This window comes from Pseudomonas sp. LBUM1641, assembly GCF_059716235.1.
This window is the reverse complement of the sequence record NZ_CP166815.1, coordinates 4,747,653-4,770,939: the sequence shown is the minus strand read 5'-3', so window position 1 is coordinate 4,770,939 and position 23,287 is coordinate 4,747,653. Positions and strand designations below refer to the sequence as shown.

The following is a 23,287-nucleotide window of genomic DNA, read 5'->3' as shown; positions in this document are numbered from 1 at the left end:
GTCGTTAACGATGGCGTTGGCATCCTGAATGAACGCGGTGCCCTCGGGTTTTTCGCGAGCAAGCTCGCTCCTACAGGGGGGAATTCAGTTTTATATCTCGAGCACGTTCATTTCTTGCAGCACCTCGGCCACCGCCGCGACAGCGGCTTGCATCTCGGCCTGGTTTACATGGCCGATGCAGCCCACGCGGAAGGTTTCCACCTGGGTCAATTTGCCGGGATACAGGATGAAGCCCTTGGCCTTGACCCGTTCGTAGAACTCCTTGAACTGGTAGCGCGGGTCTTTCGGCGCATGGAAGGTGACGATGATCGGTGCCTGGATCGCGGCAGGCAGGAAGCTGCGCAGGCCCAGTTCGGCCATGCCGTCCAGCAGCGCCTGGCAGTTGTTGGCGTAGCGCTGGTGCCGGGCGGGCAGGCCGCCTTCTTCGTTGTATTGCAGCAGCGCTTCGTGCAGTGCGGCGACCACGTGGGTCGGCGGAGTGAAGCGCCACTGGCCGGTCTTGGCCATGTAGCTGTGCTGGTCGAACAGGTCCATCGCCAGGGAATGGCTGTTGCCTTGGGCAGCGGCCAGCGCCTGCTTTTCAGCGAACACAAAACCCATCCCCGGTACGCCTTCCAGGCACTTGCCGGAGGCGGCGATCAGCGCGTCGAATGGCACCTCGCGGGCGTCGATCGGCAGCGCGCCGAAGGAACTCATGGCGTCGATGATCAGGCGCTTGCCGTGGCGGGCGATGACCTGGGCGATCTCGGGCAGCGGGTTGAGAATCCCGGTGCTGGTTTCGCAATGGATCAGTGCGACGTGGGTGATGCCCTTGTCGGCGTTCAACAGGCGGTCGACGTCGGCGGCGGTGGTGGGTTCGTCTTCGGCGGTTTCAAAGGTACTGAACTTGCGGCCGAGCACTTCGCAAATCTTCGCCAGGCGTTTGCCGTAGGCGCCGTTGATCAGCACCAGCACCTTGCCGTCTCGTGGGACCAGGGTGCCGATGGCCGCTTCCACGGCGAAGGTGCCGCTGCCTTGCAACGGCACGCAATCGTGGCTGTGTGTGCCGTTGACGATCACCAGCAGCTGCTCGCAGAGGCTGGCGGTCAGTTGATTGAAGCGGTCATCCCATGAACCCCAGTCGACCATCATGGCCTGGCGGGTACGGGCCGAGGTGGTCAAGGGCCCGGGGGTCAGCAGGATCGGCGCGGCAGTGCTCATTCGTGTGTCCTCGCAAAACAATGGGATGAACTTACGGCGCCTAAATTGCAGTTTGGCTTGTCATCAATCAAATTGTTTGTTGTTATGCGAGCTATCAGTGAGGCCGATAGCTATGAACCTGTTTCAACTGCGTGCGTTTGATGCGGTGGCCCGCGAGGGCAGTTTTACCCGGGCGGCCGAGCGCCTGTTCATCAGCCAGCCGGCGGTGACCGGGCATATCAAGGCGCTGGAGGAGCACTACCAGATTGCCCTGCTGCGGCGTACCGCGCGGCGGGTGGAGTTGACCGAGGAGGGCACCAAGCTGGCGGCGATCACCCGGGCGATCTTCGGCCTGGTGGAGGAGGCGCAGACCTTGCTGGAGGCCAACCGGCAACTGCTCACCGGGCGCCTTGAAGTAGCGGCGGACGGGCCGCACATGGTCATGCCGATGTTGGCCAGCCTGCGGCAGCGGTATCCGGGTATTACCGTCAATTTGCGGCTGGGCAACGCTCAGGAAACCCTCGCGGCGCTGTTGTCGGAACGCGCCGATGTGGCGGTGTTGACGGAGGTGGAGCCGCGCAAGGGTTTGCATTTGCAGCCGTTGATCGAGTCCCGGATTTGCGCGTTGGTGCCTGCCGGGCATCCGTGGTTGGCGGAGCCTGCGGGGATTCGGTTGGAGCAGTTGGATCAGGTCATCATGGTGCTGCGTGAGCCCAGCTCAATCACCCGGCGCACCTTTGACGATGCCTGTGCACAGGCCGGGGTGCAGCCCAAGGTGTTGCTGGAGCTGGACAGCCGAGAGGCGGTGACGGAAGCAGTGGCGGCGGAATTGGGGGTTGGGGTGGTGTCGTCGATGGAGGTCAGTCGGGACCCGCGGGTGCATGCGATTCCGATCCAGGGTGAGGGGCTGGTGAACCGGCATGTGATCGGGTGCATGGAGCGGCGGCGGGAGTTGCGGTTGATTCAGGCGTTTTTCGAGTTGGCGCCTTAGAGGGTGTTGGCTTAAGGTCTAGTTGGCCCCTTCGCGAGCAAGCCCGCTCCCACAGTTGACCGCATTCCATGGGTAGAGCTCGGTCAAGTGTGGGAGAGGGCTTGCTCGCGAAGGGGCCCTCAAATTCACCGCAAACTTTCCCGCACAATCTCCAGAAAAGTCGCCACCACCCGCCGTGAACTCTGCTCTTTCAAACACACCAGGGTTTCCTTCATCCGCTGCGTACAATCACGGATCGGCATCGCGTACACCCGCGAATCGGCCCCAAACTCCGCGGCAGACACCACCCCCACGCCAATCCCCACCACCACCGCTTCCCGCGCGGCTTCGCGGCCTTCCACCTGGATCGCCGGGCGAATCCGCAGCCCGGCCTGGTGCATCTCCTGTTCCAGGGTCTGACGGGTCACCGAGCCGATTTCCCGCAACACCAGCGGCGTATCGTCCAGGTCCGCCAGGCAGATCGACTCGCGCCCCGCCCACGGATGGTTGCGGGCGACAAACGCGAGCAATTGATCATCGGGCAAGCGCAGTGACAGCAGCCGCTCGTCGTCCACATCGCGCCCCAGCAGCGCGAGGTCGGCCTGATAGTTGTAGAGGCGAAACAGCGATTCATCGGTGTTGCCGGTTTCGATCTTCACGCTGATGCCCGGATATAACTGGCAGAAGCGCGCGATCTGCGGCAACACATGCACAGGCGCGTCCACCGCGAGCGTGAGAGTGCCGGTTTGCAAGGCGCGGGAATCCTGCAGCAGCTCTTCGGCTTCCGCCGCGACGGCAAACAAGCGCTGGGTGATACTCAGCAGGCGCTCTCCGAGGTCGGTCAATCGCACCGAGCGTTTGTTGCGATGAAACAGCAGCACGCCGAAGCGTTCTTCGAGTTTGCGCACCTGGTCGGAAATGGCCGGCTGGCTGAGGAACAAGCGCTCGGCGGCATGGGTAAAGCTGCCGTGCACGGCCACCGCATGGAAGGCTTTGAGTTGGGCGTGGGACACCGACATTGCGAATCCTCTTACAAGCTCAGCTTATATTTGAAATACGATAAATCGATTTTACCTATTAGTCAGCCATTGCTTTTATAGCCCCAGTCGCCGTAGGTCGAGTCCTACACCTACGGCGGCCATGGGTCTTCTGCGTGCTTACCAGCAGGACTCATCTGACCAGCACCGCCGCCTCCCAGGCGCCGGTACTGCAGTGCTCAACAATAAAAATACAGGCGTTTGTTTTTCATTCTGCCGGCACACTCACACCCGAGGTCAGAACCACCATGAATACTCCCTTGAGTAGCATCAAGCGTTGGCGCGTGCAGATTTTCGCCATCACCTGGCTGGCGTACGCCGCCTTCTACTTCACCCGCAAAGCCTTTTCGGTGGCCAAACTGGGGATCGTCGACGACCCGAGTTTCCCGCTGGACAAGATGATGATGGCCAACCTGGATGGCATCTACCTGGCGGCCTACGCCGTTGGCCAGTTCACCTGGGGCATGCTTGCCGACCGTTTCGGGCCACGTGTGGTGGTACTCGGCGGGTTGCTGATTTCAGCCGCCGCCGCCCTGGTGATGGGCACGTTTGCCACTTTGCCGATCTTTGTCACCTGCATGTTGATCCAGGGCCTGGCCCAGTCCACCGGCTGGTCGGGGTTGTGCAAGAACCTCGGCAGCTTCTTCCCGGCGCAGCAGCGTGGGCGGGTGCTGGGGTTATGGAGTTCGTGCTACGCCTTTGGTGGCCTGGTGGCGTCGCCCTTTGCGGGTTGGTGGGCGTATACGCTGATCGGCACCTGGCATGCGGCGTTTATCTCCAGTGCCGCTGTGGTCGCCGTGGTCGCGGTGCTGTTTTTCATTTTTCAGCGCAACACGCCACAGGATGTGGGCTTGCCGGCGGTGGAACCGGAGCCGGAACAGACTGCTGCTGAAAAGAACGCCAGTGTGCTGGCGCCGCTGCGTGCCATTTTGCGCAACCGTACGGTGTTGACCCTGGGGCTGGCGTACTTTCTGTTGAAACCGGCGCGTTACGCGATCCTGTTGTGGGGGCCGGTGATTGTGTATGAGCAGATGCCGTCGGTGGGCAAGGTCGGTGCAGCGATTGTGCCCACGGCGTTCGAGCTGGCGGGGTTGCTGGGGCCGATCATGATCGGCATGGCGTCCGACAAACTGTTCGGCGCCCGGCGCATGCCGGCCTGTGTCCTCAGCCTGTTGGCGCTGACGGTGGCCCTGGCGTTGTTCATGGGCGCCTTGCACACCGGCAGTGTGGCGCTGGTGATGGCGTTGCTGTTTGTGATGGGCCTGACCCTGTACGGGCCGGACTCAATGATCAGCAGCACCGCCGCCATCGACTTCGGCACCGCCAAGGCCGGCGCGACGGCGGCGGGGTTCGTCAACGGCTGCGGTTCGGTGGGGGCGATCCTTGGCGGCTTGCTGCCGGGCTACTTCGACACGGTCACAGTGTTCATTGTGTTTGCCGGTGCCGCGCTGTTTTCCTCGCTGGTGTTGATGCCGTACTGGAACGCCAGGCCGGCGGTGCTGGCGCAGGTGGGTGACTTCGTGCCCGACCGTGAGCGCGCAATCAATCCCTTGCGGACCTGAGGGGCATGGCCGGTTTTTTGGTGGATTAGAGTGTTTCAGCGCTATAAACTCTGCCCCCAAAGCGCCGGCCAGTAGACGTCTCGGCGCGATGGACAGAAGAGAGTGAGTCATGGGCGCACAGTGGAAAGTCAAACATAAAGAAGCGGCATCCAATGCCAAGGGCAAGATCTTCGGCAAGTTGGTGAAAGAGATCACCATTGCTGCCCGTAACGGTGCCGACACCTCCACCAACGCACACTTGCGCCTGGTGGTGGAGCAGGCCAAAAAAGCCTCGATGCCCAAGGAAACCCTGGAACGCGCGATCAAGAAAGGCGCCGGTCTGCTCGGTGAGACCGTGCAATACCACCGCGTGACTTACGAAGGTTTTGCCCCGCACCAAGTGCCGCTGATTGTTGAATGCGTGACCGACAACATCAACCGCACCGTGGCAGAAATCCGTGTGGCGTTCCGCAAGGGCCAACTCGGTGCGTCCGGCTCCGTGGCCTGGGACTTCAACCATGTGGGCCTGATCGAAGCCTCGCCGGACAGCCCGGACGCCGATCCGGAAATGGCCGCGATTGAAGCCGGTGCCCAGGATTTCGAAGAAGGCGAAGAAGAGGGCACGACCCTGTTCATCACCGAGACCACCGACCTGGACGCCGTGCAGAAAGCCTTGCCGGAGCAGGGTTTCACCGTGTTGTCGGCCAAGCTGGGCTACATCGCGAAGAACCCGGTAAGCGGTTTGAGCGATGAGCAGATGGCTGAAGTCGAAGCCTTCCTGGAAGGCTTGGACAACCATGATGACGTGCAGGACATGTTCGTCGGGTTGGCGGGTTAATTCTAATCTGATGTGAACTCGGTCCAAATGTGGGAGCGGGCTTGCTCGCGAAGGCGGTGTACCAGCCAAGTATGTATTGACTGACACACCGCCTTCGCGAGCAAGCCCGCTCCCACATGGGTTTAGCGGTGTTTAGAAGACTGCAAGAGGGTTGTGATTTCCTCGAACCCTGGCCGGGCCAGCACATCCGGCTGGCAGCAGTCATCCCGCAAAGCTTCCAGCGCCACGCGCTTTTCCTCGCCTAACCCCGTATCAATCCTTTCCAGTAACTCCCCCAGCAACACGCCGAACGCCCGCACTTCTATACGCTGCAATGCGCGGGTTTCCTGGCTGTCAACCGTGGCATGAAACGACGCGGCACCAAAGTCCCCAAGCAAGCACTCACCGGCCTCATTCCACAGAATGTTATGGCCGTACAAATCGCCGTGGGTGATGCCTTGCGCGTGCAGGTGCGCCGCCACCGAAGCGATGCCCCGGGCCATGCGCAACGCCACGTCCGCGCTGAAGCGGGTGGTGGGCTCGTAGATATCCCGGGAGCACGACGCCAGGCTCGGCAAGGCCGCGAGGTTGCGGTAGCTCGGCTCGATCAGTTGCATCACCAGCGCCGCCTGGCCTTGCGGGTGGTCGACGACACGGCCTTCTACCTTGATCAGGTTGGCATGCAGTCCGGCAGCGATGCAGGCGTGCATTTCGTGCAGGGGCGAGCCGTCGCTGGTAATGCTGCCCTTATAGAGCTTGACCGCGACCGCCTTGGCCGGCCCGTTTGGCGGGATCCAGGACGCCTTGCGGATGATCCCGGAAGCACCTTCGCCCAATACGTCGTCCAACACCAATTCTGACCAGGGAATGTTTGGCGTCGCGTCATGCCGGGCCTCTTCCACGGCCATTTCCACCGGGTTGCCGGCGTAGGCAAGCCAGGTCAGGCTCGGCAAGGTCAGCAGCCAGTCGGGCAGACGAGTCAGGCGGTTGGAGGCGATGCGGATCAGTTCGAGGTTTTTGCACCGGGCCAGGCTTGGCGGCAACTGCTCCAGGTGGTTGCCGGCCAGCATCAGCTTTTGCAGCAACGGCCGTTCACCCAGCTCGCTCGGCAACTGGCTGATGCGGTTATCAGTGAGGATCAGCCAGCGCAGCAGTGGCGGCAGCGATGCCGCCGGGACGCTGCTGATCTGGTTCGACTTGAAGCCGATCATGCTCAGCTGCGCGCACTGGCCCAGGCATTCCGGCACTTCGGTAAAGGCGTTTTCCGAACAGAACAGCACGCGCAGATGCGGCAGGCGGTGCAGGTCATCCGGCAGGCTGCTGAGGGCGTTGCCGGTGAGGTTGAGGATTTCCAGGGAGTCGGCCAGGTCGAAGATTTCCCGGGGGAACTCGGTCAGTCCGCAGGACAGGTCCAGGCGTTTGATGCCGGCCAATTGGCCGGCCTTGAGTTGGGCAAGGGTATCCATGAACGGCGCGTCACTCGGCAATAGGGGCGTGAATGGCGCTCATGATAGCGGGTTGCGGCCCGATCTTCTGCAATTGCCCCAGACGGCTGGCGGTGCGGGCCAAGTCGATCGCCTGGCCACTGAGGGATTCTTCCAGCGACTGCTCGCCGATGAGCACTAAGTGTTTGTCTTGGTCGTAGAGCACGTCTACCAGGTTGATGAACCGTTGCTGGGTGGCAATCGGGCACTCCGCCAGATGCGGCAGGCCATCGATGATCCAATGGTCGTAGTCGCGGCACAGTTGCAGGTAGTCCATGACCGCGGTCGGTTGTTCGCACAGGTCGCTGAAGGTGAAGGCGATGCTGCGGCCCTGACGCCTGCGGGCAATCAGTTGCCGGGCACCGACCGCCAGGCTCAGTGGCGGGTGATCCGCTGACGGCAGGCCCAGGGCCTCGCGTTGCGCAGGTGTGCCGGGCCAGACGAACCGGCCTGCCGTAAAGCGCTGCTCGCCATGGGCTTGGGCCAGGCCGCGATAATCCTGGGGGGCACTGACTTCCATCACGTCCATGCGCGCACTGATCAGCTCGATCACCGGCTTGAATCGCTGGTGGTACAACGGGTTCGGCAACAGCCCGGCAGGCGGGTAATTGGAGGTCACCAGCACCCACACCCCGCGCCGGAACAGGGCCTTGAACAGGCGGCTGATCAGCATCGCGTCGCCGATGTCGTGCACGTGAAACTCGTCGAAGCACAGCACGCGGCAGCCATCGAGCAGTTCATCCAGGGTCACGCCCAGGGCATCGCGCTGCTGGCGATGGGTAAACATGCCGCGGTGCAGGTGGGCGAAGAAGTCGTGGAAGTGCACGCGCTGCTTCTCGGCCATCGGCAGTGCCTGGAAAAACCCGTCCAGCAGCCAGCTTTTGCCCCGGCCCACGGCGCCGTGCAGGTACAGGCTGCGGGTAGGGCGCCCGGCCAGCAGGTGCGCGGTTTGTCGGGCCATGGTCTCGATGACCTGCAACTGGCTGGGGCTGAGGGTATAGCCCTGTTGCCGGGCCTTGGCTTGAAAAAAAGCCGCGATGCGTGGGTCGGCGTCGGTGGCCGCCGGTTTACCCAGCAACCGTTTGAGCAGGGGCGGTAAAGCAGCCAATGTCAGTCACTCTGTTTCGGTGGTCGCTCACTTTAGAGCGCCGGTTGCGGTTTGACCAATAGAGAAGCACAGGGTGAGCTATCTGGAAAAGGCATGGCTGAATGGATCCAAAACAACGACTTGACTGGCGGATTCCCCTCAAGTGACTAACCTCATACACAGCAGTCACCCCTGTATAAGGATTTGGGGCAGTGAAGGGACAAGCAGTCTTGGCAATCATGAGCGCGATGCTCTGCAACACGGTTTATGGCGCTCAGCTCCAGGTTGAAGTGCGCATCGACGTGCAGCGGGGGTGCCAGTTGGTCGGCACCACGCGTGAGGCCGGCATCGAGCAGCTCGGTGTGCTGGATTTTGGCAGTGGCGCCCGCCTGGATGACCCGGCAGGCCCCTTGAGTGCAGCCTTGATCAGTCAGCGCCAACCACGCCTTGAGTGCAACCCCGACACGCCGTATCAGATGCGTGTCGACGGCGGCCTGCATGGCGGCGTCGGCGAAGTGCGTTACCTGGGCGCCGCAACCCCTTCGATCAAGCCTATTCCCTACCGAATTTATGCCGACGCCGCGCGTCGCATCCCCCTGGCTGTGGACGTGCCGGTGAGTGGGCGCGTGCCCGATTCCGGCACCGTGGACTTGCCCCTCTACGGGCGCATCGAACCGCTCAAGGACATTCCCGCCGTGGGGCGTTATTCCGACCTGCTCAAAGTGACGGTGACATGGTAAGCCGCGGCCTGGCCTGCGTGGCGCTGGGCGGCCTGTTGCTGCTGGCCGAGGACGCCCAGGCGGCGGTGGCCGGGCAGATTCATGCACGGCTGGTGATCACCGCCAGTTGCCAGGTGAGCAAGGGCACCGAAAGCGCGCCGGTGAGCCCGGATGGCGGCTCGGCCTTGCTGGATTTCGGCAGCCACGGGCCCACCTGGGACAAGGGCCTGGGCGCCGGCATCAGTGATGGCGACAAGGCGGCGCTGGCGGTGTCCTGCAACCCTTCGGTGGTGAGCAGCTTCACCGTGACCATCGACGGTGGCGCCCATGGCGACGGCACCACCCGGCGCCTGAGCAATGGCCGGCAAACCATACCGTATCGGCTGTCGGCCGACCCCGCAGGCCTGAGCACCTACAGCATCGGCCAGCAACGCAATTTCGTCGTGACCAAGGGCGCACAGGTACCGATCCCGGTATTCGGCTCGGTGGTGGCGAATACCAGGGCCCTACCGGCCGGCATCTACACAGACACCCTGACGGTGACTCTGGATTGGTAAATCATGAGGATGGACATCATGCATGCACTTGTATCTAAAGCAGTTTTTCCATTAATCGCACTGGTGTGGGTGTCGGGCGCCCAAGCGGCCACTACGGTCACCGGGCAGATCAGCTCCACGTTGATCCTGACCAACAGTTGCCTGGTCAACGGCGTGGGCGGCACCACCGGTTTGAACTTCGGTACGATCAATTTCGGCACCACCAACAGCCAGTTCACCACCCAGTCCGGCCAAGTGCTGGGTGGTGGCGGGGGCGCGTTGTCGATCCAGTGTTCGTCGGGCACCTCGCCGGTGATCACCGTCGGCGCCGGCTCCCATGACGGCCAGTCCACTGGCGGCACCCGGGCGCTGTACGACGGTGTTGCCAACTATGTGCCGTATGACTTCTACACCGACACCGGGCATTCGACGCTCCTGGCGATCAACGGAACCATCAACGTAGGCGCGAGCACGGGCGTTGCGCAAACCGTGAATATCTACGGCCAGGCCGTGGGCAAGGTAGGGCTGCCGGCCGGTACCTATACCGATACGGTGTCCGTGCAACTGACGTTCTAGTGCCATGAAACGGGCCTGCTGGGCGGTGCTGGCGGTCATCACGGGTTGGGGGATGCCGTTGTCGTTGCTGGCGGTGACCACCCAGACAATCCAGGTCAGCGCGACGATTGCCGCAGGCTGCCTGGTGGTGGGCGGTGGCACGAATTACGGCAGCCTGGCGTTCGGCAGCTATTCATCGTTGTCCACCAGCACGGTGTCGGTGGCGCTGAGCGGCGGGGTCACGCTGCAGTGCACGCCGGGAGTCACCTTGAACATGACCGTCGATGGCGGTTTGCACAACGTCAGTGGCCGGCGCATGCAGCTCAATAGCGGCAGTGCCCAAGTGGCGTATCAGCTGTTTCGGGACGCGGCGTTCAGTCAGAGCCTGGGGATCAGTCAAAGCGTCAGCGTGGCCTATAGCAACGCAAACAATATAACCCTGCCGATTTACGGCCGGGTGGTGTTACCGGGTAATCAGCCTGGGGGGACGTACAGCGACGTGCTGCAGGTGCAGCTGTCCTGGTAAGGCGATTGGCATGAGGAGTGGAATCTATGTTTGCAGCTTCCCGGCGGTATTGGGTCGCGGGTTTTATCGGCTTGGTGGCATTGGGCGCCGGGCAGGTCCAGGCCGCCAGCTCGGTGCTGATCTGGCCCATTGACCCGGTGCTGGAAGCCGATCAACAGGCCAGCGCCTTGTGGTTGGAGAACCGCGGTACAGAGACCGCCAACCTGCAGATTCGGGTATTTGCCTGGAGCCAGGGCGGTTTCGACGAGCAATACCAGAACCAGCGCGACGTGATCGGCAGCCCGCCGGTGGCGAAGATCGAGCCGGGGCAGAAGCAACTGGTGCGCCTGACCCGCACGCGAGAAATACCGCCGGGCCAGGAGCTGGCGTATCGGATCATCATCGACGAAATTCCTGGCGCCGTGCCTGAAACGCCTGCCGCCGATGGCAAGACGGCCGCCGCAATCCGCTTTCAGATGCGCTATTCGGTGCCCTTGTTCGCCTACGGCGCAGGCCTGTGGAGCAAGGACGACGCGACCCGCCAGCGCGACCCCAAGGGCGCGGGCAAACCTGACCTGAGCTGGAAGAAGGTCACGGTGGGCGGGCGCAACTATGTGGAGATGCGCAACCAGGGCGCGGTGCATGCGCGGCTGACCGATGTGGCGTTCAAGCAGGGCGGGCAAACCCGGCCGCTGGTGGACGGCTTGCTGGGCTACGTGCTGCCGGGCGCAACCATGCGCTGGCCGGTGCCGGAAGGTGTCGCGGGCGACCAGCCGTTGCAGGTACGGGTCAATGGCGCAACGCAACTGGAGAACCTTGTACCGGGACGGTGACACAATGGAATAGGGCATGGAGTCGCCCTTGGTCTTAACGGATGGAGATGTCCATTGATGGACACAATGCCTTGGTGAGCCATGAACGGGCTCGTAGTCGATGGCGATCGGTGTGGGTGGGTGGCCTGTCTGGCCTGGCGCTTGCGCCGCTTGGCATGGCCGCGCCGCTGCCGCCGCCCCCCAGCAACATGGAGGCTGTGGCCGATGCACAGTTGTTCCTCGAACTGGTGGTCAACCAGTTGGACACCGGCCGGGTGGTCGCCGTGGATCAACGCGCCGGCGGCTTGTTTTTGCCGGCGGCGACCTTACGGGATATCGGTATGAAACTGCCGGCCGGCATCACCACTGAAGTCGCACTGGACCAGGTGCCCGACTTGCACACCGATTACGACAGCCAGGGCCAGCGCCTGATGCTGACAGTACCGCCGGCGTGGTTGCCGGCGCAGTTCATCGGCAACCGCAATAACTACCCGCGCACCCAGGCGCTCACCAGTTTCGGTGCGTTGCTCAACTACGACGCCTACCTGAATGACACCGATGATGCAGGCACTTACCTGGGCATCTTCAACGAAGTGCGGCTGTTCGACACGTGGGGCACGCTGTCCAATACCGGCCAGTACCGCACCACCTTTGGCGGCCAGACCAGCGGCAGTACCCTGGACAATGGCTACCGGCGCTATGACACCACCTGGCGCTTTTCCGACGATGAACGCCTGCTGACCTACGAAGCGGGCGATGTGATCAGCGGCGCGTTGCCGTGGAGCAGTTCGGTGCGCCTGGGCGGGGTGCAAGTGTCGCGAGACTTCGGTGTACGCCCGGACCTGGTGACTTATCCCTTGCCGCAGTTTGCCGGGGAGGCGGCGGTGCCGTCGTCGGTGGACCTGTTTATCAACGGCTACAAGTCCAGCAGCGCCGACCTGCAGCCAGGCCCCTACACCTTGACCAACGTGCCGTTTATCAACGGTGCCGGCGAAGCGGTGGTCGTCACCACCGATGCGTTGGGTCGGCAGGTTTCAACCACGGTGCCGTTCTACGTCACCAGTACCTTGCTGCAAAAAGGCCTGTCGGACTTTTCGGTGGCGGCCGGTAATTTGCGCAGGGACTACACCATTCGGGATTTTGGCTACGGCCCCGGCGTGGCCAGCGGCACGTTTCGATACGGGGTGTCGGACTACTTCACCCTGGAAAGCCATGCCGAAGCCTCGGGCGACCTGACCCTGGGTGGTCTCGGCGGCAACGTGCGGCTGGGCAACTTCGGGGTGCTCAACACGGCCCTCAGCCAAAGCCAGTTTGACGGCGAGACCGGCCAGCAACTGAGCTTCGGTTATCAATACAGCAACCAGCGCTACAGCCTGTCTTACCAGCGGGTAGAGCGTCGCGACCAGTACGCCGACCTGACCTTGGTCGACACCCCTTATGCGAGCCTCAGCAAACGCAGTGAGCAGGTGACCCTGAGCCTGAACCTCAACGATTTCGGCAGCATCGGTGCCGGCTATTTCGATGTGCAGGCGGCCGATGACTCCCGCACCCGGCTGATGAACCTCACCTGGAGCAAACAGCTGTGGCGCAACACCAGTTTCTACCTGTCTGCCAACCGCGAGGTCGGTGACAGCAACTGGGCCATGCAGGCGCAGCTGGTCATCCCGTTCGACATCTACGGCAGCCTGGCCCTGAGCAACGAGCGCAGCCAGGCCGGCGAGAGTCGCCAGCGGGTCAACTACAGCCGGGCGGTGCCGTCCGAAGGCGGCGTGGGCTACAACCTGGGGTATGCCAGCGGCGACGGGCCGGCCTATCGCCAGGCCGACCTGACCTGGCGCATGCAATCGGTGCAATTGCAGGCAGGCGTGTATGGCAGCAACGACGCCGAGACCCGTTGGGCGGATGCCAGCGGCTCGCTGGTGTGGATGGACAAGCAAGTGTTCGCGGCCAACCGGGTCAATGACGCGTTTGTGGTGGTGAGCACCGACGGCTATGCCGGGGTGCCGGTGCTCTATGAAAACCAGTTGGTGGGTGAAACCGATCGCAACGGGCATCTGCTGGTGCCGTGGAGCAGCGCTTATTACCGCGGCAAGTATGAAATCGACCCGCTGAACCTACCGGTCAACGTGCAGACCCCGAATGTCGAGCAGCGCGTGGCGGTGCGTCGCGGCAGCGGCTACCTGCTGGAGTTCCCGGTGCGCCGGGTGATCGCGGCCAGTATCACCCTGGTGGATGCCCAGCATCAGGACCTGCCCCTGGGCAGCCAGGTGCGCCATGAGCAGACCGGGGCGCGAGCGGTAGTGGGTTGGGATGGCCTGGTGTACCTGGAGAACCTGGCGGCCCACAACACCTTGCAAGTCACTGTGGGTGAGGGCCGTACCTGCCAGGCAACGTTTGATCTGGATATCAACGAGGAGCAGGTGCCGCTGATCGGGCCGCTGGTTTGCCAATGAAATAAGGAGTGTGAGTGTGCGGGGCAAGGAATGGATAGTTGGACTGCTGGGGCTTGTGGGGCTGGGGTTTTCGGCACAGGGTATGGCCGCGTGTTCGGCGCCGGGAGCTACGTCGCCGGCCAGCTTTGGCTCGATCAGTTCGATGACGGTGCGCACCGCCCCCCAGACCAGTTCCACCACCAACGCTGGCTTGAACTGCGGGGCCACGTTGATTTCGCTGCTGGCAGCGAGTGATCACTTCTATGCAACCATCACCTCGGCCACCAGCGGCATGGTCGGCCCTACCGGGGATGTCATCGGTTATACGATTTACGGCAACAACAGCACCAGTTACCCGATCAACCGTGGCACCCAATTCGATTTCGGCGCGACGGGCATTGCCCAAAGCGTTGGCCTGGTTTCCGGGCCGGGCACGAAGACCTTGCCGCTTTACCTGAGCTCGATCACCGGCAGCAACGTGGCGGCCGGCCTCTACACGGAGACACTCAGCATCGCCTGGGTCTGGAACTATTGCTCGGTGCTGGGGGTTGGGTCGCTGTGTGTCTTCCGGGATTCCGGCTCGGGCACATCTTCCCTGACGGTCAGCATGACGGTGAGCAACGACTGCCAGATCACCGCGCCCAACATCAGCTTCGGCAGCGCGCCGGTGATCAGTGGCTTTTCCAGTGTGACCGGGCAGGCCACGATTGCCTGCACCAAGGGCAGCGCCTACACCGTGGGCATCAGCGACGGCCAGAACCCGGTGAGTGTGGGTGGGCAGCGGCGGATGGTTTCTGGCAGCAATTTCCTGAATTACGACATTTTCAAAAGCGCCACCACCACCCGCTGGGGCAGCGTGAGCACCGCCCGGCGCGCCAGCTCCACGGCTGAGGTAAATCCCGGGAATGGCCTGGGCACCGGCAGCCAGGTGTTCAATTACAACGCGGCGATCTATACCAACCAGGCCACACCGCCGGCGGGCGTCTACGTCGACAACGTGGTGCTGGATGTAGGTTTCTAAAAGCGCATCGTCTGCTTGAGCATCTGCGTGGTCGACGGGTCTTGCGGGCTGACCATCGCATAGTTATAGCCAGCGCCCGACCAGTATTCGGCCTGCAGCCCGTCGGCACTGCGGCTGCCACGGGGCAGGAATTTGTTTTCCGGGCCCGGCGGACGGATATAGAAACTGATGCGTCGCCCTTGGGGGTCTTCATACAGCACCATGGCTGCGGCGCCTTGTTCGGTGCTGAGCAGGCGCCCGCTGACCGCCTTGAACCCGGCCTGGCTCAGGTCCGGCAGGCGGTAGGCCTGGTTGAAGTAACGGTCGAGCCAGCCTTGCATGTCGCCACCGCCTTGCACGTGGTAGTCGGCGGGCAGGATGCCGTCCTGGGCAAACAGGCGGTAGGCCTGCATCGCGTCGCTCATGGGCGCCATGCTCTCGAGGAGGGTGGCCTGGCGGGCCTGCCAGCCACCGAGGCCGCCGACACTGACGGCAATCAACAGCATGGCGGCCGTCGCGAGATGGCGGCGTGACTGGCGTTTGATCCGCTGACGGATCAGGGCCGGGTCCAGCTCGGGGTTGGCCGGCTGTTGCAGCACGCCGCTCAAGGACGCCCGCAGGTGCTGCGCGTCCTGTTGCCAGGCGTGCACCTGGGCGGCGACGTCCGGGTGGGCTGCCAGCCAGGTTTCGAGCTGGCGGCGGTCAGCGTCCAGGAGCTGGTGATCGACGTAGGCATGCAAATCGCGTTCGCTGGGAGGCAAGCTGATCATTTGAGTATCCGCAGGGCAGGGCTGGTGATTTCGCCGTCGCTGAGCTGGCGCAGGGCCTGGCGCGCACGGGACAGGCGAGACATCACGGTGCCCAGGGGCACCTCAAGGATGTCGGCGACTTCTTTGTAGCTCAAGCCTTCCACCGACACCCACAGCAGCAGCGCGCGTTGCTCAGTGTTCAATTTATCGAAGGCTTGCAGGGTCGATTGCGCGATGACGGTGCGCTCGACCGACGGCTGCGAATCATCGCGGCCAGTGAAAAATTCCAACATGCGCGTGTACCGCCGGGAACGTCGATGGGCATCTAGAAACTGCCGGTAGAGGATCGAGAACAGCCAGGCGCGCAAGTCGCCTTCGAGGCGTTTGTCAGCCCAACTGATGATCGCGCGTTCAAGGCTGGCCTGTACCAGGTCGTCGGCGCTGCTGCTGTTACGCGTCAACGACACGGCAAATCGCCGCAGCCTGGGGATGAGTTCACGTAACTGTTCGTCGAGTTCGTGCATGGGATTCTGGCTAGTCACTACGCTGGGACTAGGAAGACGTCCGGCGTTGAAGGTTATTCCAGGCCAATAAAAATAAACAGCAGGCCAGGGAATAGAGTGCGCTGGCGTTCGTCCCAAATGTTCCGACCTTATGTTTCACCCACTCAAGGCCCCTGGCCCTGGAGTTATTTCATGGTAGATCACTCATCTCCGCCCCGTCCGCCGCTGAGCACCGCAAGCCTGATAATTCGGTTGGCCAGCATCGGCGTGGTGGTTGCGGTTGTGGCCGGGGCGTTTGCCTACGTTAACGGCAGCCTCGACCCACAACGGTTGCGCCCCAAAACCTTGGTCAACGCCCTGGAAACCAACAACGGCCTGCACCCTGGTTACCGTCGCAACCACGCCAAGGGCGTGTGCGTGGCCGGTTATTTCGAGAGCAGCCCCGAGGCGCGCCAGTACTCCAGTGCCCAGGTATTCAGCGAAGCGCGCACCCCGGTGATCGGGCGCTTTGCGCTGCCCAGCGGTAACCCGTATGCGCCGGACAGCAGCGTGCCGATCCGCAGTTTTGCCCTGCAATTCAGCTTGGCCAACGGCCAGCAATGGCGCACGGGGATGAACAGCATGCCGGTGTTCCCGGTGGGCACGCCTGAGGCCTTCTTTGAGATGCTCAAGGCTGGCGCACCTGACCCGGCCACTGGCAAGCCGAACCCGGCAGGTATGCCGGCGTTCTTCGCGGCGCATCCCGAGACCGCGCCGTTCCTGGCCTGGGTCAAGACCGCCAAGCCTTCCGCCAGCTACGCCACCGAGACCTATAACGGGATCAACGCGTTCTACCTGGTAAACGCCAGCGGTCAACGCCAGGCCGTGCGCTGGGGCGTCGTGCCCCAAAGCCAGGATGCAGCGGGGGCCACGGCGCCCGCCGGCAGCGATGTCCTCGAAAAAGACCTGGCCCAGCGCCTGGTGGCCGGGCCGCTGCGCTGGCAGTTGAACGTCACTCTGGCCAACCCGGGAGACCCGGTGGATGACGCCAGCAAGACCTGGACCGGTGAGCACAAAGTATTGAACGCCGGCACCCTGGTGCTGGAAAGCAGCCAGCCGCAAATGGACGGCGATTGCCGCGACATCAACTTTGATCCACTGGTTCTGCCGAGCGGTATCGAAGCCTCGAATGACCCGCTGCTGGCTGCCCGTTCGGCGGCGTACGCCAGTTCCTACCTGCGTCGCACCAGCGAAGTCAGCCAGTTGCACAGCGCCCCTCAGGAGTCGAAGCCATGAATGCCCAACCCCGGTTTTTCGCCCCACTGGCGCGGCTGCTGCATTGGCTGATGGCATTGATGATCATCGCCATGCTGTTTATCGGCGCGGGCATGGTGGCCTCGGTATCGGAACGCCACGAGTGGCTGATCCACCTGCACAAGCCGTTGGGGATTGCGATCCTGGCGCTGGTGATCGTGCGCTTGGTGGTGCGGTTTTCCACCCGTCAGCCGCCGCTTCCGGCGGACTTGCCGCTGTGGCAAGTGCTGGCGGCCAAGGCGTCCCATGTGGTGCTGTATGCGTTGATGCTGGTATTGCCGCTGTTGGGCTGGGCGATGATTTCGGCGGCGGGTGATCCGGTGATGCTCAGCAACTCGGTGCAATTGCCGGCACTGGTGGGGGCGAATGCGCCGCTGTTTGCGGTGTTGCGCAAGGCTCACGGTTACCTGGCTTATTTGCTGTTTCTGACGGTGCTGCTGCACCTGGCGGCGGCGCTGTTCCACGGTTTGATCCGGCGTGACGGCGTGCTGCAAAGCATGACCGGGACCAAGGACTGAAGCCTTGCCCGACGACGGCTGCCGTGGTGCCGCCGTCGTCGGGGACAGTGGAGGGTTAGCGCAATACGCCGACGATATCCGCCACGCTGCTCAGCACATCCTTGCCCAATTGCATCGAACGTTTGCCCGACCAGCCGGTGAGGGGGTTGGGCGCGTCGTCGTTGTCCTTGAAGGGCATTTCCAGGGTCAGCGACAGGCAATCGAACTTCTCGCCGACGCTGTTGCACGCCAACGTCATGTTGGCTTCGCCCGGCAGGTCGCGGGTGTAGCCGTGCACGGTCTGGAAGTCGCGGGTGAGGCCGCTCAAGTGGCTGCGGAAGTGTTTCTCCAACTGCTCGATGCGCGGTGTGTAGCCGGGGTTGCCTTCACAACCGGCGGTGAACACGTAGGGGATTTCTTCGTCGCCGTGGATATCCAGGAACAGGTCGACGCCGTATTTTTCCATTTGCTGCTGCACGAACAGCACTTCCGGGCTGATCTCCTGGCTCGCACTTTGCCAGGCGCGGTTGAGGTCCTGGCCCATGGCGTTGGTGCGCAGATGGCCGTGGAACGCGCCATCGGGGTTCATGTTCGGCACCAGGTAAAGATCGGCGGCGGCCAGCAGTTTTTTCAGCTCGGTGTCACCGTCCTGTTGCAGGCGTTCGATGACGCCTTCCATAAACCATTCGGCCATGTGTTCGCCGGGGTGCTGCTGGGCGATGATCCAGACCTTGCGCTTGCCGGCTTCGCCTTTGCCACGGCGCAGCAGTGGGATATCACGGCCTTCGACACTTTTGCCGGTGGCCAGCAATTGCGTGCCGGCGCGGTTCAGCGCCTGGTCGATCAGCCAGTCGTGGCGTTCGCGGCTGTAGGGTTCGAAGTAGGCGAACCAGGCTTGTTTTTCACGGGTTTCGAGGGTGATGTGCAGTGTCTCGCCATCAAAGCGGGTGGGCACCCGAAACCAGTTGATATGGTCGTAGGACGCTACTGCGTTGTAGCCACTCCAGGCGTGCTTGTAGGAAGAATGGCCCGCGTTGCTCAGGCGGAACGTGTGGGTGTGGCCCACGTGCATGCCTTCGGCCTTGAAGTGGAACCACTGGAAGTGCTGGCTGCGCGTATCGGGCTTGATAGCCAGCAGCAACTGGTGGGCATCACTGGCGTCGAGCACCTGGATATTGCCGCTGTCGAAGTCGGTGCTGATCTTGATAGAGGTCAAGGCCACGGTCATAGTCTGGTTGCCTGAATATGAGTGTTGTGGCGGGCATTTTACACCGGAGCGGGGTAAAGCCTGGATGCAATTTTTGCGGGGAATAGAGGGGGCGTCGTCCTTGACGCCGCAGCAGCTTAGAATCTATGAGATTGATTCTCAAGTGCTATTTTGGGAAGAACCGGCCTAGAGCGCTCGATCGACTTTCTTTTGGCGATGGTCTTTTGCTACCATGCGCGCCATCAAGCAACACACAGTCTTCATTAGCCTGAAGCCACGCCAGGAAAAACTGGCAAAAAAAAGACCCGGCCAAAGAGCCGGGTCAAAAACCGTGATTAGCCTGATGAGGAGATATTCCAAGAGTCCGACCTAAGGTCTCTTGGTCTATCGACTGATCTCGCGATCAGCTGGGTCCAATAATAATCATTATCATTTGCAAGTCAAATGTTTTTATCCCTCAGATAGAAATATTTTTCCTTCGCGTCTGTTACATCCTGGCCGACTGTTCGGTGTCCCTCGCCGAAACCCGCAGCGACCGCTCCACCATCACCTTCGCCATATCAATCAAATAGACCACTGAAAACGCCAGGTCCCGGCTATTGCCGTGGGCGCTGTTTGCCGATTCGTATGCGGTGGCCGCCGCGCTGCGCAGCAGGTCGGAGGCGTGGACCAGGGCTTCCTCGTCGCTGATGCCTGGCTTGACCGCGAACAGGGTGTCGTCAACGGATGCCGGGGCGAGATCTTCTTTCAAGTAATAATCCAGTGCGCGCTGGGCAGCGCCACTGCTGCGGATGAACAACTGCTCGTCTTCATCGCAGGTTTCGGGCAGGGGATACGAGTTTATTGTCATAAGGTCGGTGCTCTGGGTGGATGTCGAAAGCCTGCAACCGATATTAGTACTAATCGTATTTATGGCGTTTTATTGATTACTACAAACTGTTTATTGTCGTTGTGAGTACACAACGTATTGTCAGGCCCCATGGATAAGTGGATAGCGTTGGTCAAGGCCAGCATGAAAGACCGCAAGGTCACGCAGGACCAACTGGCGTCGCGCCTGGGCATGTCTCAGGGCGGAGTCGGCCACTGGCTGAACAAGCGCCGGGTGCCGAGCCTCGCCGACATGAACCGGGTGATGCAGGAGCTGGGCCTCGATTATCTCGAGGTGGCGCTGGTGATTCGCGAAAAAGCGCTTGCACCGGTGGAGCAGGAATTGGAGCCAGTGCCGCACTACAACCCGAATTACCGGTACCCGCTGAGCGACGGAAAGGGAGCGTACCAAGTGCAGGAAGAATCTCGGCCTTACAACGCTGCCCGTTTCCAGATGAGCGACTATCACGCCCGTGGCAAAGCGTTCTGGATGCGGGTGATCGGTGATGCCATGGCTGCCCCCAGCGGCTTGAGTATTCGCGAGGGCATGATGGTTCTGGTGGACCCGGCCATCAAGGCCGAACCCGGCAAGCTAGTGGTGGCCCAATGGGCATTCAATCCCCAGGCGACCTTGCGCAAACTGGTGAAGCAAAGCGGCCAGCTTTACCTGGTACCGCTCAACCCGACCTACCCGAAAATGCTCTTCAGCGAAGAATGCCGGATCATCGGCGTGGTGGTGCAGGCGGTCACGAGGTTTTAGCTCGCGGCTTCCAGTTCCACCAGGGCGCTGCCTTCACCGACCATTTCACCTTCCTGGCAGTACAGCGCCTTGACCATCCCGGCATGGGGCGCGCGGATGCTGTGTTCCATCTTCATGGCTTCCAGCACCACCAACTGCGTACCGGCTTCAACCGTTTGCCCGACCTCCACCAGCACCCGCACGATGCTGCCGTTCATCGGCGCGGTCAGGCCGCCCTGATGGGACTGGCTGGCGTCGACGGCGGCAATCGGGTCGAACAGGCTGACGCTATGCACCTCGCCATCCCAACGCAAAAACACACTGCCGCCCTCGCGGACCGCCAGATGGGAACGGCGTACGCCTTGCTTGTCGATCAGCAACTGCTCACCACGCAACTGTGGCGGGTTAACGCCGGCTTGCAGCGTCACCAGGCGATCCTGGCCGTTGCAGCTCAAATGCAGGGAAACCTCGGCCGGCAAACCGGCGCGAAAGCCGCGCATGTCTGCCCAAGGCGAACTGGAATCACTGCTCGGTTGGGTCTGCATGAACGCCTGGCCGGCTGCCTGCCAGAACTCATCGCTCAGATCGCCTGGTGCAGGTAGCAGCTCATCCTGATAACGCGGGATAAACCCGGTATCCAGTTCAGCGGCCGCAAACGCCGGATGGCCGATGATGCGTCGCAAAAAGCCCAGGTTGGTCTTCAGGCCCCCCACGGCAAACTCATCGAGCATCCCCAGCAACCGCAGGCGCGCCTGCTCGCGGTCTTCGCCCCAGGCAATCAGCTTGCCCAGCATCGGGTCGTAGAACGGTGAGACGTTGTCGCCTTGCTCGACACCGCTGTCCACCCGGCGCCCCGGGCCTGGCGTGGATTCGCGGTACAACGCCAGGTGCCCGGTGGCTGGCAGGAAATCATTGGCCGGGTCCTCGGCGTACAAACGTACTTCAATTGCATGCCCCAGCAGCGGCACTTGCTCCTGAGTCATCGGCAGTGGCTCGCCCTGAGCCACACGGATCTGCCAGGCCACCAGGTCCAGGCCGGTGATTGCCTCGGTTACCGGGTGTTCCACCTGCAGCCGGGTGTTCATCTCCATGAAGAAAAACTCGCCCCGGGCATCCAGCAGAAACTCTACCGTGCCCGCGCCCACGTATCCGATGGCCTGTGCGGCACGCACCGCTGCTTCGCCCATGGCCTTTCGTTGCTCGGCACTCAGGCCCGGCGCGGGGGCTTCTTCGACGACTTTTTGATGGCGGCGCTGGATCGAGCAATCACGCTCATTCAGGTAGAGGCAATGGCCGTGCTGGTCGGCGAACACCTGGATTTCCACGTGGCGCGGCTTGAGCAAATACTTCTCTACCAGCATCTGCGCGTTGCCAAACGAGGACAGCGCTTCACGCTGTGCCGAGGCCAGGGCTTCGGCCAGTTGGCTGACGTCCTCGACCACTTTCATGCCCTTGCCGCCACCGCCTGCCGTGGCCTTGAGCAACACCGGGTAACCGATACGCTCGGCCGCCTGGCGAAAGGTCTCCAGGTCCTGGGCGTCACCGTGGTAGCCGGGCACCAACGGCACACCGGCGGTTTCCATCAGCGCCTTGGCCGCAGATTTACTGCCCATGGCATCAATGGCCGAGGCGGGCGGGCCGAGGAAGATCAGCCCGGCCGCTTCAATCGCGCGGGCAAACCCTGCGTTCTCCGAAAGAAACCCATAACCCGGATGAATCGCCTGGGCGCCACTGGCTTGGGCCGCGGCGATCAATTTGTCGATTTGCAGGTAACTGTCGGCGGCCTTGCTGCCGCCCAGGTCAACGCGGATATCCGCTTCGCGGGCATGCCGCGCGTCGCGGTCCGTGGCGCTGTGCACGGCCACGGTGGTCAAGCCCATGGCCTTGGCGGTGCGCATCACCCGGCAGGCGATTTCGCCGCGATTGGCCACCAATACAGTGGTAAGCGTCTTCATGAACGCGGCTCCTGAGGCTGCCAGTTGGGCGCGCGTTTTTGCAAAAAGGCTCGCAAGCCTTCCTGGCCTTCGGCGCTGACGCGGATTCGGGCGATGGAGTTTTCACAATAGCGACGCAACGCTGGCGTCAGAGCCCCGTGGCCGACTTCGCGCAACAGATCCTTACTGGCGCGCATGGCCGCCGGGCTGTTGAGCAGCAGATTGGTAATCCACACTTCGACGTGGACGTCCAAATCATCAGCCGGATAACTTTCCGCCAGCAAACCGATTTCCCGCGCCCGCTGGCCACCAAAGCGATCCGCCGTCAGGGCATAGCGGCGGGCAGCCCGCTCACCGATTGCCTGCACCACGAACGGGCTGATCACCGCCGGCGCCAGGCCAATGCGTACTTCCGAGAGGCAGAACTGCGCATCATCGGCACCAATCGCCATGTCGCAGCAACTGATCAACCCAAGGGCACCGCCGTAGGCCGCACCCTGAACCACTGCCAGCGTCGGGATCTTGAGCTTGGCGAGGTTGTACATCAGCTCTGCCAGCTCACGGGCATCGTCCAGGTTGGTGTGATAATCCAGCTCGGCGGACTGCTGCATCCAGGCCAGATCGGCACCGGCGCTGAAATGCTTGCCGCGCCCGCGCAGTACCAGGAAGCGCAGGGCGGGGTCGCCTTGCACCTGGTCCAGGGCAATGATCAATTCGCGGATCATTTCGGCGTTGAACGCGTTGTTCTTGGCTTCACGACTGAGCCACAAGGTGGCAAAGCCACGCGGGTCGATGACCAGTTCGAGGGTATTGAAATCGCTCAT

At 62.3% G+C, this 23,287-nt stretch carries 23 protein-coding genes; 13 read left to right on the top strand and 10 right to left on the bottom strand.

Going from position 1 to position 23,287, the window contains the following annotated elements; translation table 11 throughout:
* Window positions 1-90: 90 nt before the first annotated feature.
* Window positions 91-1,200 carry a 2-aminoethylphosphonate--pyruvate transaminase gene (locus ACA046_RS21930; protein WP_459022392.1) on the bottom strand — a complete coding sequence of 370 codons (1,110 nt, stop codon included), beginning with the start codon at window positions 1,198-1,200 and terminating at the stop codon, window positions 91-93.
* A gap of 112 nt (window positions 1,201-1,312) precedes the next feature.
* Between ACA046_RS21930 and ACA046_RS21925 the strand changes: the two genes are divergently transcribed.
* Window positions 1,313-2,170, top strand: a complete 858-nt coding sequence (locus tag ACA046_RS21925; protein WP_093208012.1) for a LysR substrate-binding domain-containing protein — start codon at window positions 1,313-1,315, stop codon at window positions 2,168-2,170.
* A gap of 125 nt (window positions 2,171-2,295) precedes the next feature.
* On the opposite strand, the gene ACA046_RS21920 is transcribed toward ACA046_RS21925, so the two are convergent.
* The gene (locus tag ACA046_RS21920; RefSeq protein WP_076014221.1) at window positions 2,296-3,168 is read right to left on the bottom strand and encodes a LysR substrate-binding domain-containing protein; all 873 of its coding nucleotides are present in this window, start codon (window positions 3,166-3,168) and stop codon (window positions 2,296-2,298) included.
* Between the two features lie 266 nt (window positions 3,169-3,434).
* Here ACA046_RS21920 and ACA046_RS21915 point away from each other — a divergent pair, with 266 nt between their 5' ends.
* On the top strand, window positions 3,435-4,748 hold the full coding sequence (locus ACA046_RS21915; RefSeq protein ID WP_459022389.1) for an MFS transporter: 1,314 nt from the start codon (window positions 3,435-3,437) through the stop codon (window positions 4,746-4,748).
* Between the two features lie 109 nt (window positions 4,749-4,857).
* Entirely contained in the window at window positions 4,858-5,565 is a 708-nt protein-coding gene (locus ACA046_RS21910) for a YebC/PmpR family DNA-binding transcriptional regulator (RefSeq protein ID WP_459022387.1), read from the top strand.
* A gap of 122 nt (window positions 5,566-5,687) precedes the next feature.
* On the opposite strand, the gene ACA046_RS21905 is transcribed toward ACA046_RS21910, so the two are convergent.
* Together ACA046_RS21905 and zapE are read right to left on the bottom strand one after the other, a co-directional pair.
* Complete coding sequence (locus ACA046_RS21905; RefSeq protein WP_497674956.1) at window positions 5,688-7,010, bottom strand: leucine-rich repeat-containing protein kinase family protein; 1,323 nt, start codon at window positions 7,008-7,010, stop codon at window positions 5,688-5,690.
* Window positions 7,011-7,020: 10 nt separating this feature from the next.
* Window positions 7,021-8,136 carry a cell division protein ZapE gene (gene zapE, locus ACA046_RS21900; RefSeq protein ID WP_459022383.1) on the bottom strand — a complete coding sequence of 372 codons (1,116 nt, stop codon included), beginning with the start codon at window positions 8,134-8,136 and terminating at the stop codon, window positions 7,021-7,023.
* Window positions 8,137-8,354: 218 nt separating this feature from the next.
* On the opposite strand from zapE, the gene ACA046_RS21895 reads away from it, so the two are divergent.
* From ACA046_RS21895 to ACA046_RS21865, 7 genes are all read left to right on the top strand, one after another.
* Window positions 8,355-8,855, top strand: a complete 501-nt coding sequence (locus ACA046_RS21895; RefSeq protein WP_442969516.1) for a Csu type fimbrial protein — start codon at window positions 8,355-8,357, stop codon at window positions 8,853-8,855.
* On the top strand, window positions 8,849-9,391 hold the full coding sequence (locus ACA046_RS21890; RefSeq protein WP_076014216.1) for a spore coat protein U domain-containing protein: 543 nt from the start codon (window positions 8,849-8,851) through the stop codon (window positions 9,389-9,391). Before ACA046_RS21895 ends, ACA046_RS21890 begins: the two co-directional genes overlap by 7 nt.
* Window positions 9,392-9,409: 18 nt before the next feature.
* Complete coding sequence (locus ACA046_RS21885) at window positions 9,410-9,946, top strand: Csu type fimbrial protein (protein WP_076014343.1); 537 nt, start codon at window positions 9,410-9,412, stop codon at window positions 9,944-9,946.
* A gap of 4 nt (window positions 9,947-9,950) precedes the next feature.
* Window positions 9,951-10,451, top strand: coding sequence for a Csu type fimbrial protein (locus ACA046_RS21880; RefSeq protein WP_459022378.1), 501 nt, complete (start codon window positions 9,951-9,953; stop codon window positions 10,449-10,451).
* A 26-nt stretch (window positions 10,452-10,477) separates the two neighbouring features.
* Window positions 10,478-11,263 (top strand): fimbrial biogenesis chaperone, encoded by a 786-nt coding sequence (locus tag ACA046_RS21875; protein WP_497674955.1) that lies wholly within the window; start codon window positions 10,478-10,480, stop codon window positions 11,261-11,263.
* 41 nt (window positions 11,264-11,304) lie between these two features.
* A complete protein-coding gene (locus ACA046_RS21870; protein WP_497674954.1) occupies window positions 11,305-13,695 on the top strand; it encodes a fimbria/pilus outer membrane usher protein in 2,391 nt (796 codons plus the stop codon).
* 82 nt (window positions 13,696-13,777) lie between these two features.
* Window positions 13,778-14,695: a Csu type fimbrial protein gene (locus ACA046_RS21865; RefSeq protein WP_076014342.1), complete on the top strand. Its 918-nt coding sequence runs from the start codon at window positions 13,778-13,780 to the stop codon at window positions 14,693-14,695.
* Here the strand turns inward: ACA046_RS21865 and ACA046_RS21860 are convergent.
* Window positions 14,692-15,444, bottom strand: a complete 753-nt coding sequence (locus tag ACA046_RS21860) for an anti-sigma factor family protein (RefSeq protein ID WP_459022372.1) — start codon at window positions 15,442-15,444, stop codon at window positions 14,692-14,694. The genes ACA046_RS21865 and ACA046_RS21860 overlap by 4 nt on opposite strands.
* The gene (locus ACA046_RS21855) at window positions 15,441-15,947 is read right to left on the bottom strand and encodes a sigma-70 family RNA polymerase sigma factor (RefSeq protein WP_167663100.1); all 507 of its coding nucleotides are present in this window, start codon (window positions 15,945-15,947) and stop codon (window positions 15,441-15,443) included. Before ACA046_RS21855 ends, ACA046_RS21860 begins: the two co-directional genes overlap by 4 nt.
* 171 nt (window positions 15,948-16,118) lie before the next feature.
* On the opposite strand from ACA046_RS21855, the gene ACA046_RS21850 reads away from it, so the two are divergent.
* Together ACA046_RS21850 and ACA046_RS21845 are read left to right on the top strand one after the other, a co-directional pair.
* Window positions 16,119-17,201 carry a catalase family peroxidase gene (locus ACA046_RS21850; RefSeq protein WP_497674953.1) on the top strand — a complete coding sequence of 361 codons (1,083 nt, stop codon included), beginning with the start codon at window positions 16,119-16,121 and terminating at the stop codon, window positions 17,199-17,201.
* Entirely contained in the window at window positions 17,198-17,737 is a 540-nt protein-coding gene (locus ACA046_RS21845) for a cytochrome b (RefSeq protein ID WP_076014209.1), read from the top strand. Before ACA046_RS21850 ends, ACA046_RS21845 begins: the two co-directional genes overlap by 4 nt.
* 55 nt (window positions 17,738-17,792) lie before the next feature.
* Here the strand turns inward: ACA046_RS21845 and ACA046_RS21840 are convergent, their stop codons facing one another.
* Both ACA046_RS21840 and ACA046_RS21835 read right to left on the bottom strand, forming a co-directional pair.
* On the bottom strand, window positions 17,793-18,944 hold the full coding sequence (locus tag ACA046_RS21840) for a M14 family metallopeptidase (RefSeq protein ID WP_459022368.1): 1,152 nt from the start codon (window positions 18,942-18,944) through the stop codon (window positions 17,793-17,795).
* Window positions 18,945-19,410: 466 nt separating this feature from the next.
* Window positions 19,411-19,773 carry a DUF6124 family protein gene (locus ACA046_RS21835; RefSeq protein WP_497674952.1) on the bottom strand — a complete coding sequence of 121 codons (363 nt, stop codon included), beginning with the start codon at window positions 19,771-19,773 and terminating at the stop codon, window positions 19,411-19,413.
* Between the two features lie 129 nt (window positions 19,774-19,902).
* On the opposite strand from ACA046_RS21835, the gene ACA046_RS21830 reads away from it, so the two are divergent.
* Window positions 19,903-20,550, top strand: coding sequence for a LexA family protein (locus tag ACA046_RS21830; protein ID WP_167663103.1), 648 nt, complete (start codon window positions 19,903-19,905; stop codon window positions 20,548-20,550).
* On the opposite strand, the gene ACA046_RS21825 is transcribed toward ACA046_RS21830, so the two are convergent.
* Both ACA046_RS21825 and ACA046_RS21820 read right to left on the bottom strand, forming a co-directional pair.
* Window positions 20,547-22,484, bottom strand: a complete 1,938-nt coding sequence (locus tag ACA046_RS21825; protein WP_497674951.1) for an acetyl/propionyl/methylcrotonyl-CoA carboxylase subunit alpha — start codon at window positions 22,482-22,484, stop codon at window positions 20,547-20,549. The genes ACA046_RS21830 and ACA046_RS21825 overlap by 4 nt on opposite strands.
* Window positions 22,481-23,287, bottom strand: a complete 807-nt coding sequence (locus tag ACA046_RS21820) for a gamma-carboxygeranoyl-CoA hydratase (protein ID WP_076014204.1) — start codon at window positions 23,285-23,287, stop codon at window positions 22,481-22,483. Before ACA046_RS21820 ends, ACA046_RS21825 begins: the two co-directional genes overlap by 4 nt.

Excerpts from the sequence above, each read along its gene's own strand:
- ACA046_RS21920 (WP_076014221.1), bottom strand. The coding sequence starts at position 3,168 with ATGTCGGTGTCCCACGCCCAACTCAAAGCCTTCCATGCGGTGGCCGTG.
- ACA046_RS21880 (WP_459022378.1), top strand. The coding sequence starts at position 9,951 with ATGAAACGGGCCTGCTGGGCGGTGCTGGCGGTCATCACGGGTTGGGGG.
- ACA046_RS21845 (WP_076014209.1), top strand. The coding sequence starts at position 17,198 with ATGAATGCCCAACCCCGGTTTTTCGCCCCACTGGCGCGGCTGCTGCAT.
- ACA046_RS21930 (WP_459022392.1), bottom strand. The coding sequence starts at position 1,200 with ATGAGCACTGCCGCGCCGATCCTGCTGACCCCCGGGCCCTTGACCACC.
- ACA046_RS21820 (WP_076014204.1), bottom strand. The coding sequence starts at position 23,287 with ATGAGCGATTTCAATACCCTCGAACTGGTCATCGACCCGCGTGGCTTT.
- ACA046_RS21825 (WP_497674951.1), bottom strand. The coding sequence starts at position 22,484 with ATGAAGACGCTTACCACTGTATTGGTGGCCAATCGCGGCGAAATCGCC.
- ACA046_RS21910 (WP_459022387.1), top strand. The coding sequence starts at position 4,858 with ATGGGCGCACAGTGGAAAGTCAAACATAAAGAAGCGGCATCCAATGCC.
- ACA046_RS21925 (WP_093208012.1), top strand. The coding sequence starts at position 1,313 with ATGAACCTGTTTCAACTGCGTGCGTTTGATGCGGTGGCCCGCGAGGGC.
- ACA046_RS21890 (WP_076014216.1), top strand. The coding sequence starts at position 8,849 with ATGGTAAGCCGCGGCCTGGCCTGCGTGGCGCTGGGCGGCCTGTTGCTG.
- ACA046_RS21875 (WP_497674955.1), top strand. The coding sequence starts at position 10,478 with ATGTTTGCAGCTTCCCGGCGGTATTGGGTCGCGGGTTTTATCGGCTTG.
- ACA046_RS21905 (WP_497674956.1), bottom strand. The coding sequence starts at position 7,010 with ATGGATACCCTTGCCCAACTCAAGGCCGGCCAATTGGCCGGCATCAAA.
- ACA046_RS21840 (WP_459022368.1), bottom strand. The coding sequence starts at position 18,944 with ATGACCGTGGCCTTGACCTCTATCAAGATCAGCACCGACTTCGACAGC.
- ACA046_RS21855 (WP_167663100.1), bottom strand. The coding sequence starts at position 15,947 with ATGCACGAACTCGACGAACAGTTACGTGAACTCATCCCCAGGCTGCGG.
- ACA046_RS21895 (WP_442969516.1), top strand. The coding sequence starts at position 8,355 with ATGAGCGCGATGCTCTGCAACACGGTTTATGGCGCTCAGCTCCAGGTT.
- ACA046_RS21865 (WP_076014342.1), top strand. The coding sequence starts at position 13,778 with ATGGCCGCGTGTTCGGCGCCGGGAGCTACGTCGCCGGCCAGCTTTGGC.
- ACA046_RS21885 (WP_076014343.1), top strand. The coding sequence starts at position 9,410 with ATGCATGCACTTGTATCTAAAGCAGTTTTTCCATTAATCGCACTGGTG.
- ACA046_RS21860 (WP_459022372.1), bottom strand. The coding sequence starts at position 15,444 with ATGATCAGCTTGCCTCCCAGCGAACGCGATTTGCATGCCTACGTCGAT.
- ACA046_RS21870 (WP_497674954.1), top strand. The coding sequence starts at position 11,305 with ATGGAGATGTCCATTGATGGACACAATGCCTTGGTGAGCCATGAACGG.
- ACA046_RS21835 (WP_497674952.1), bottom strand. The coding sequence starts at position 19,773 with ATGACAATAAACTCGTATCCCCTGCCCGAAACCTGCGATGAAGACGAG.
- ACA046_RS21830 (WP_167663103.1), top strand. The coding sequence starts at position 19,903 with ATGGATAAGTGGATAGCGTTGGTCAAGGCCAGCATGAAAGACCGCAAG.
- ACA046_RS21850 (WP_497674953.1), top strand. The coding sequence starts at position 16,119 with ATGGTAGATCACTCATCTCCGCCCCGTCCGCCGCTGAGCACCGCAAGC.
- ACA046_RS21915 (WP_459022389.1), top strand. The coding sequence starts at position 3,435 with ATGAATACTCCCTTGAGTAGCATCAAGCGTTGGCGCGTGCAGATTTTC.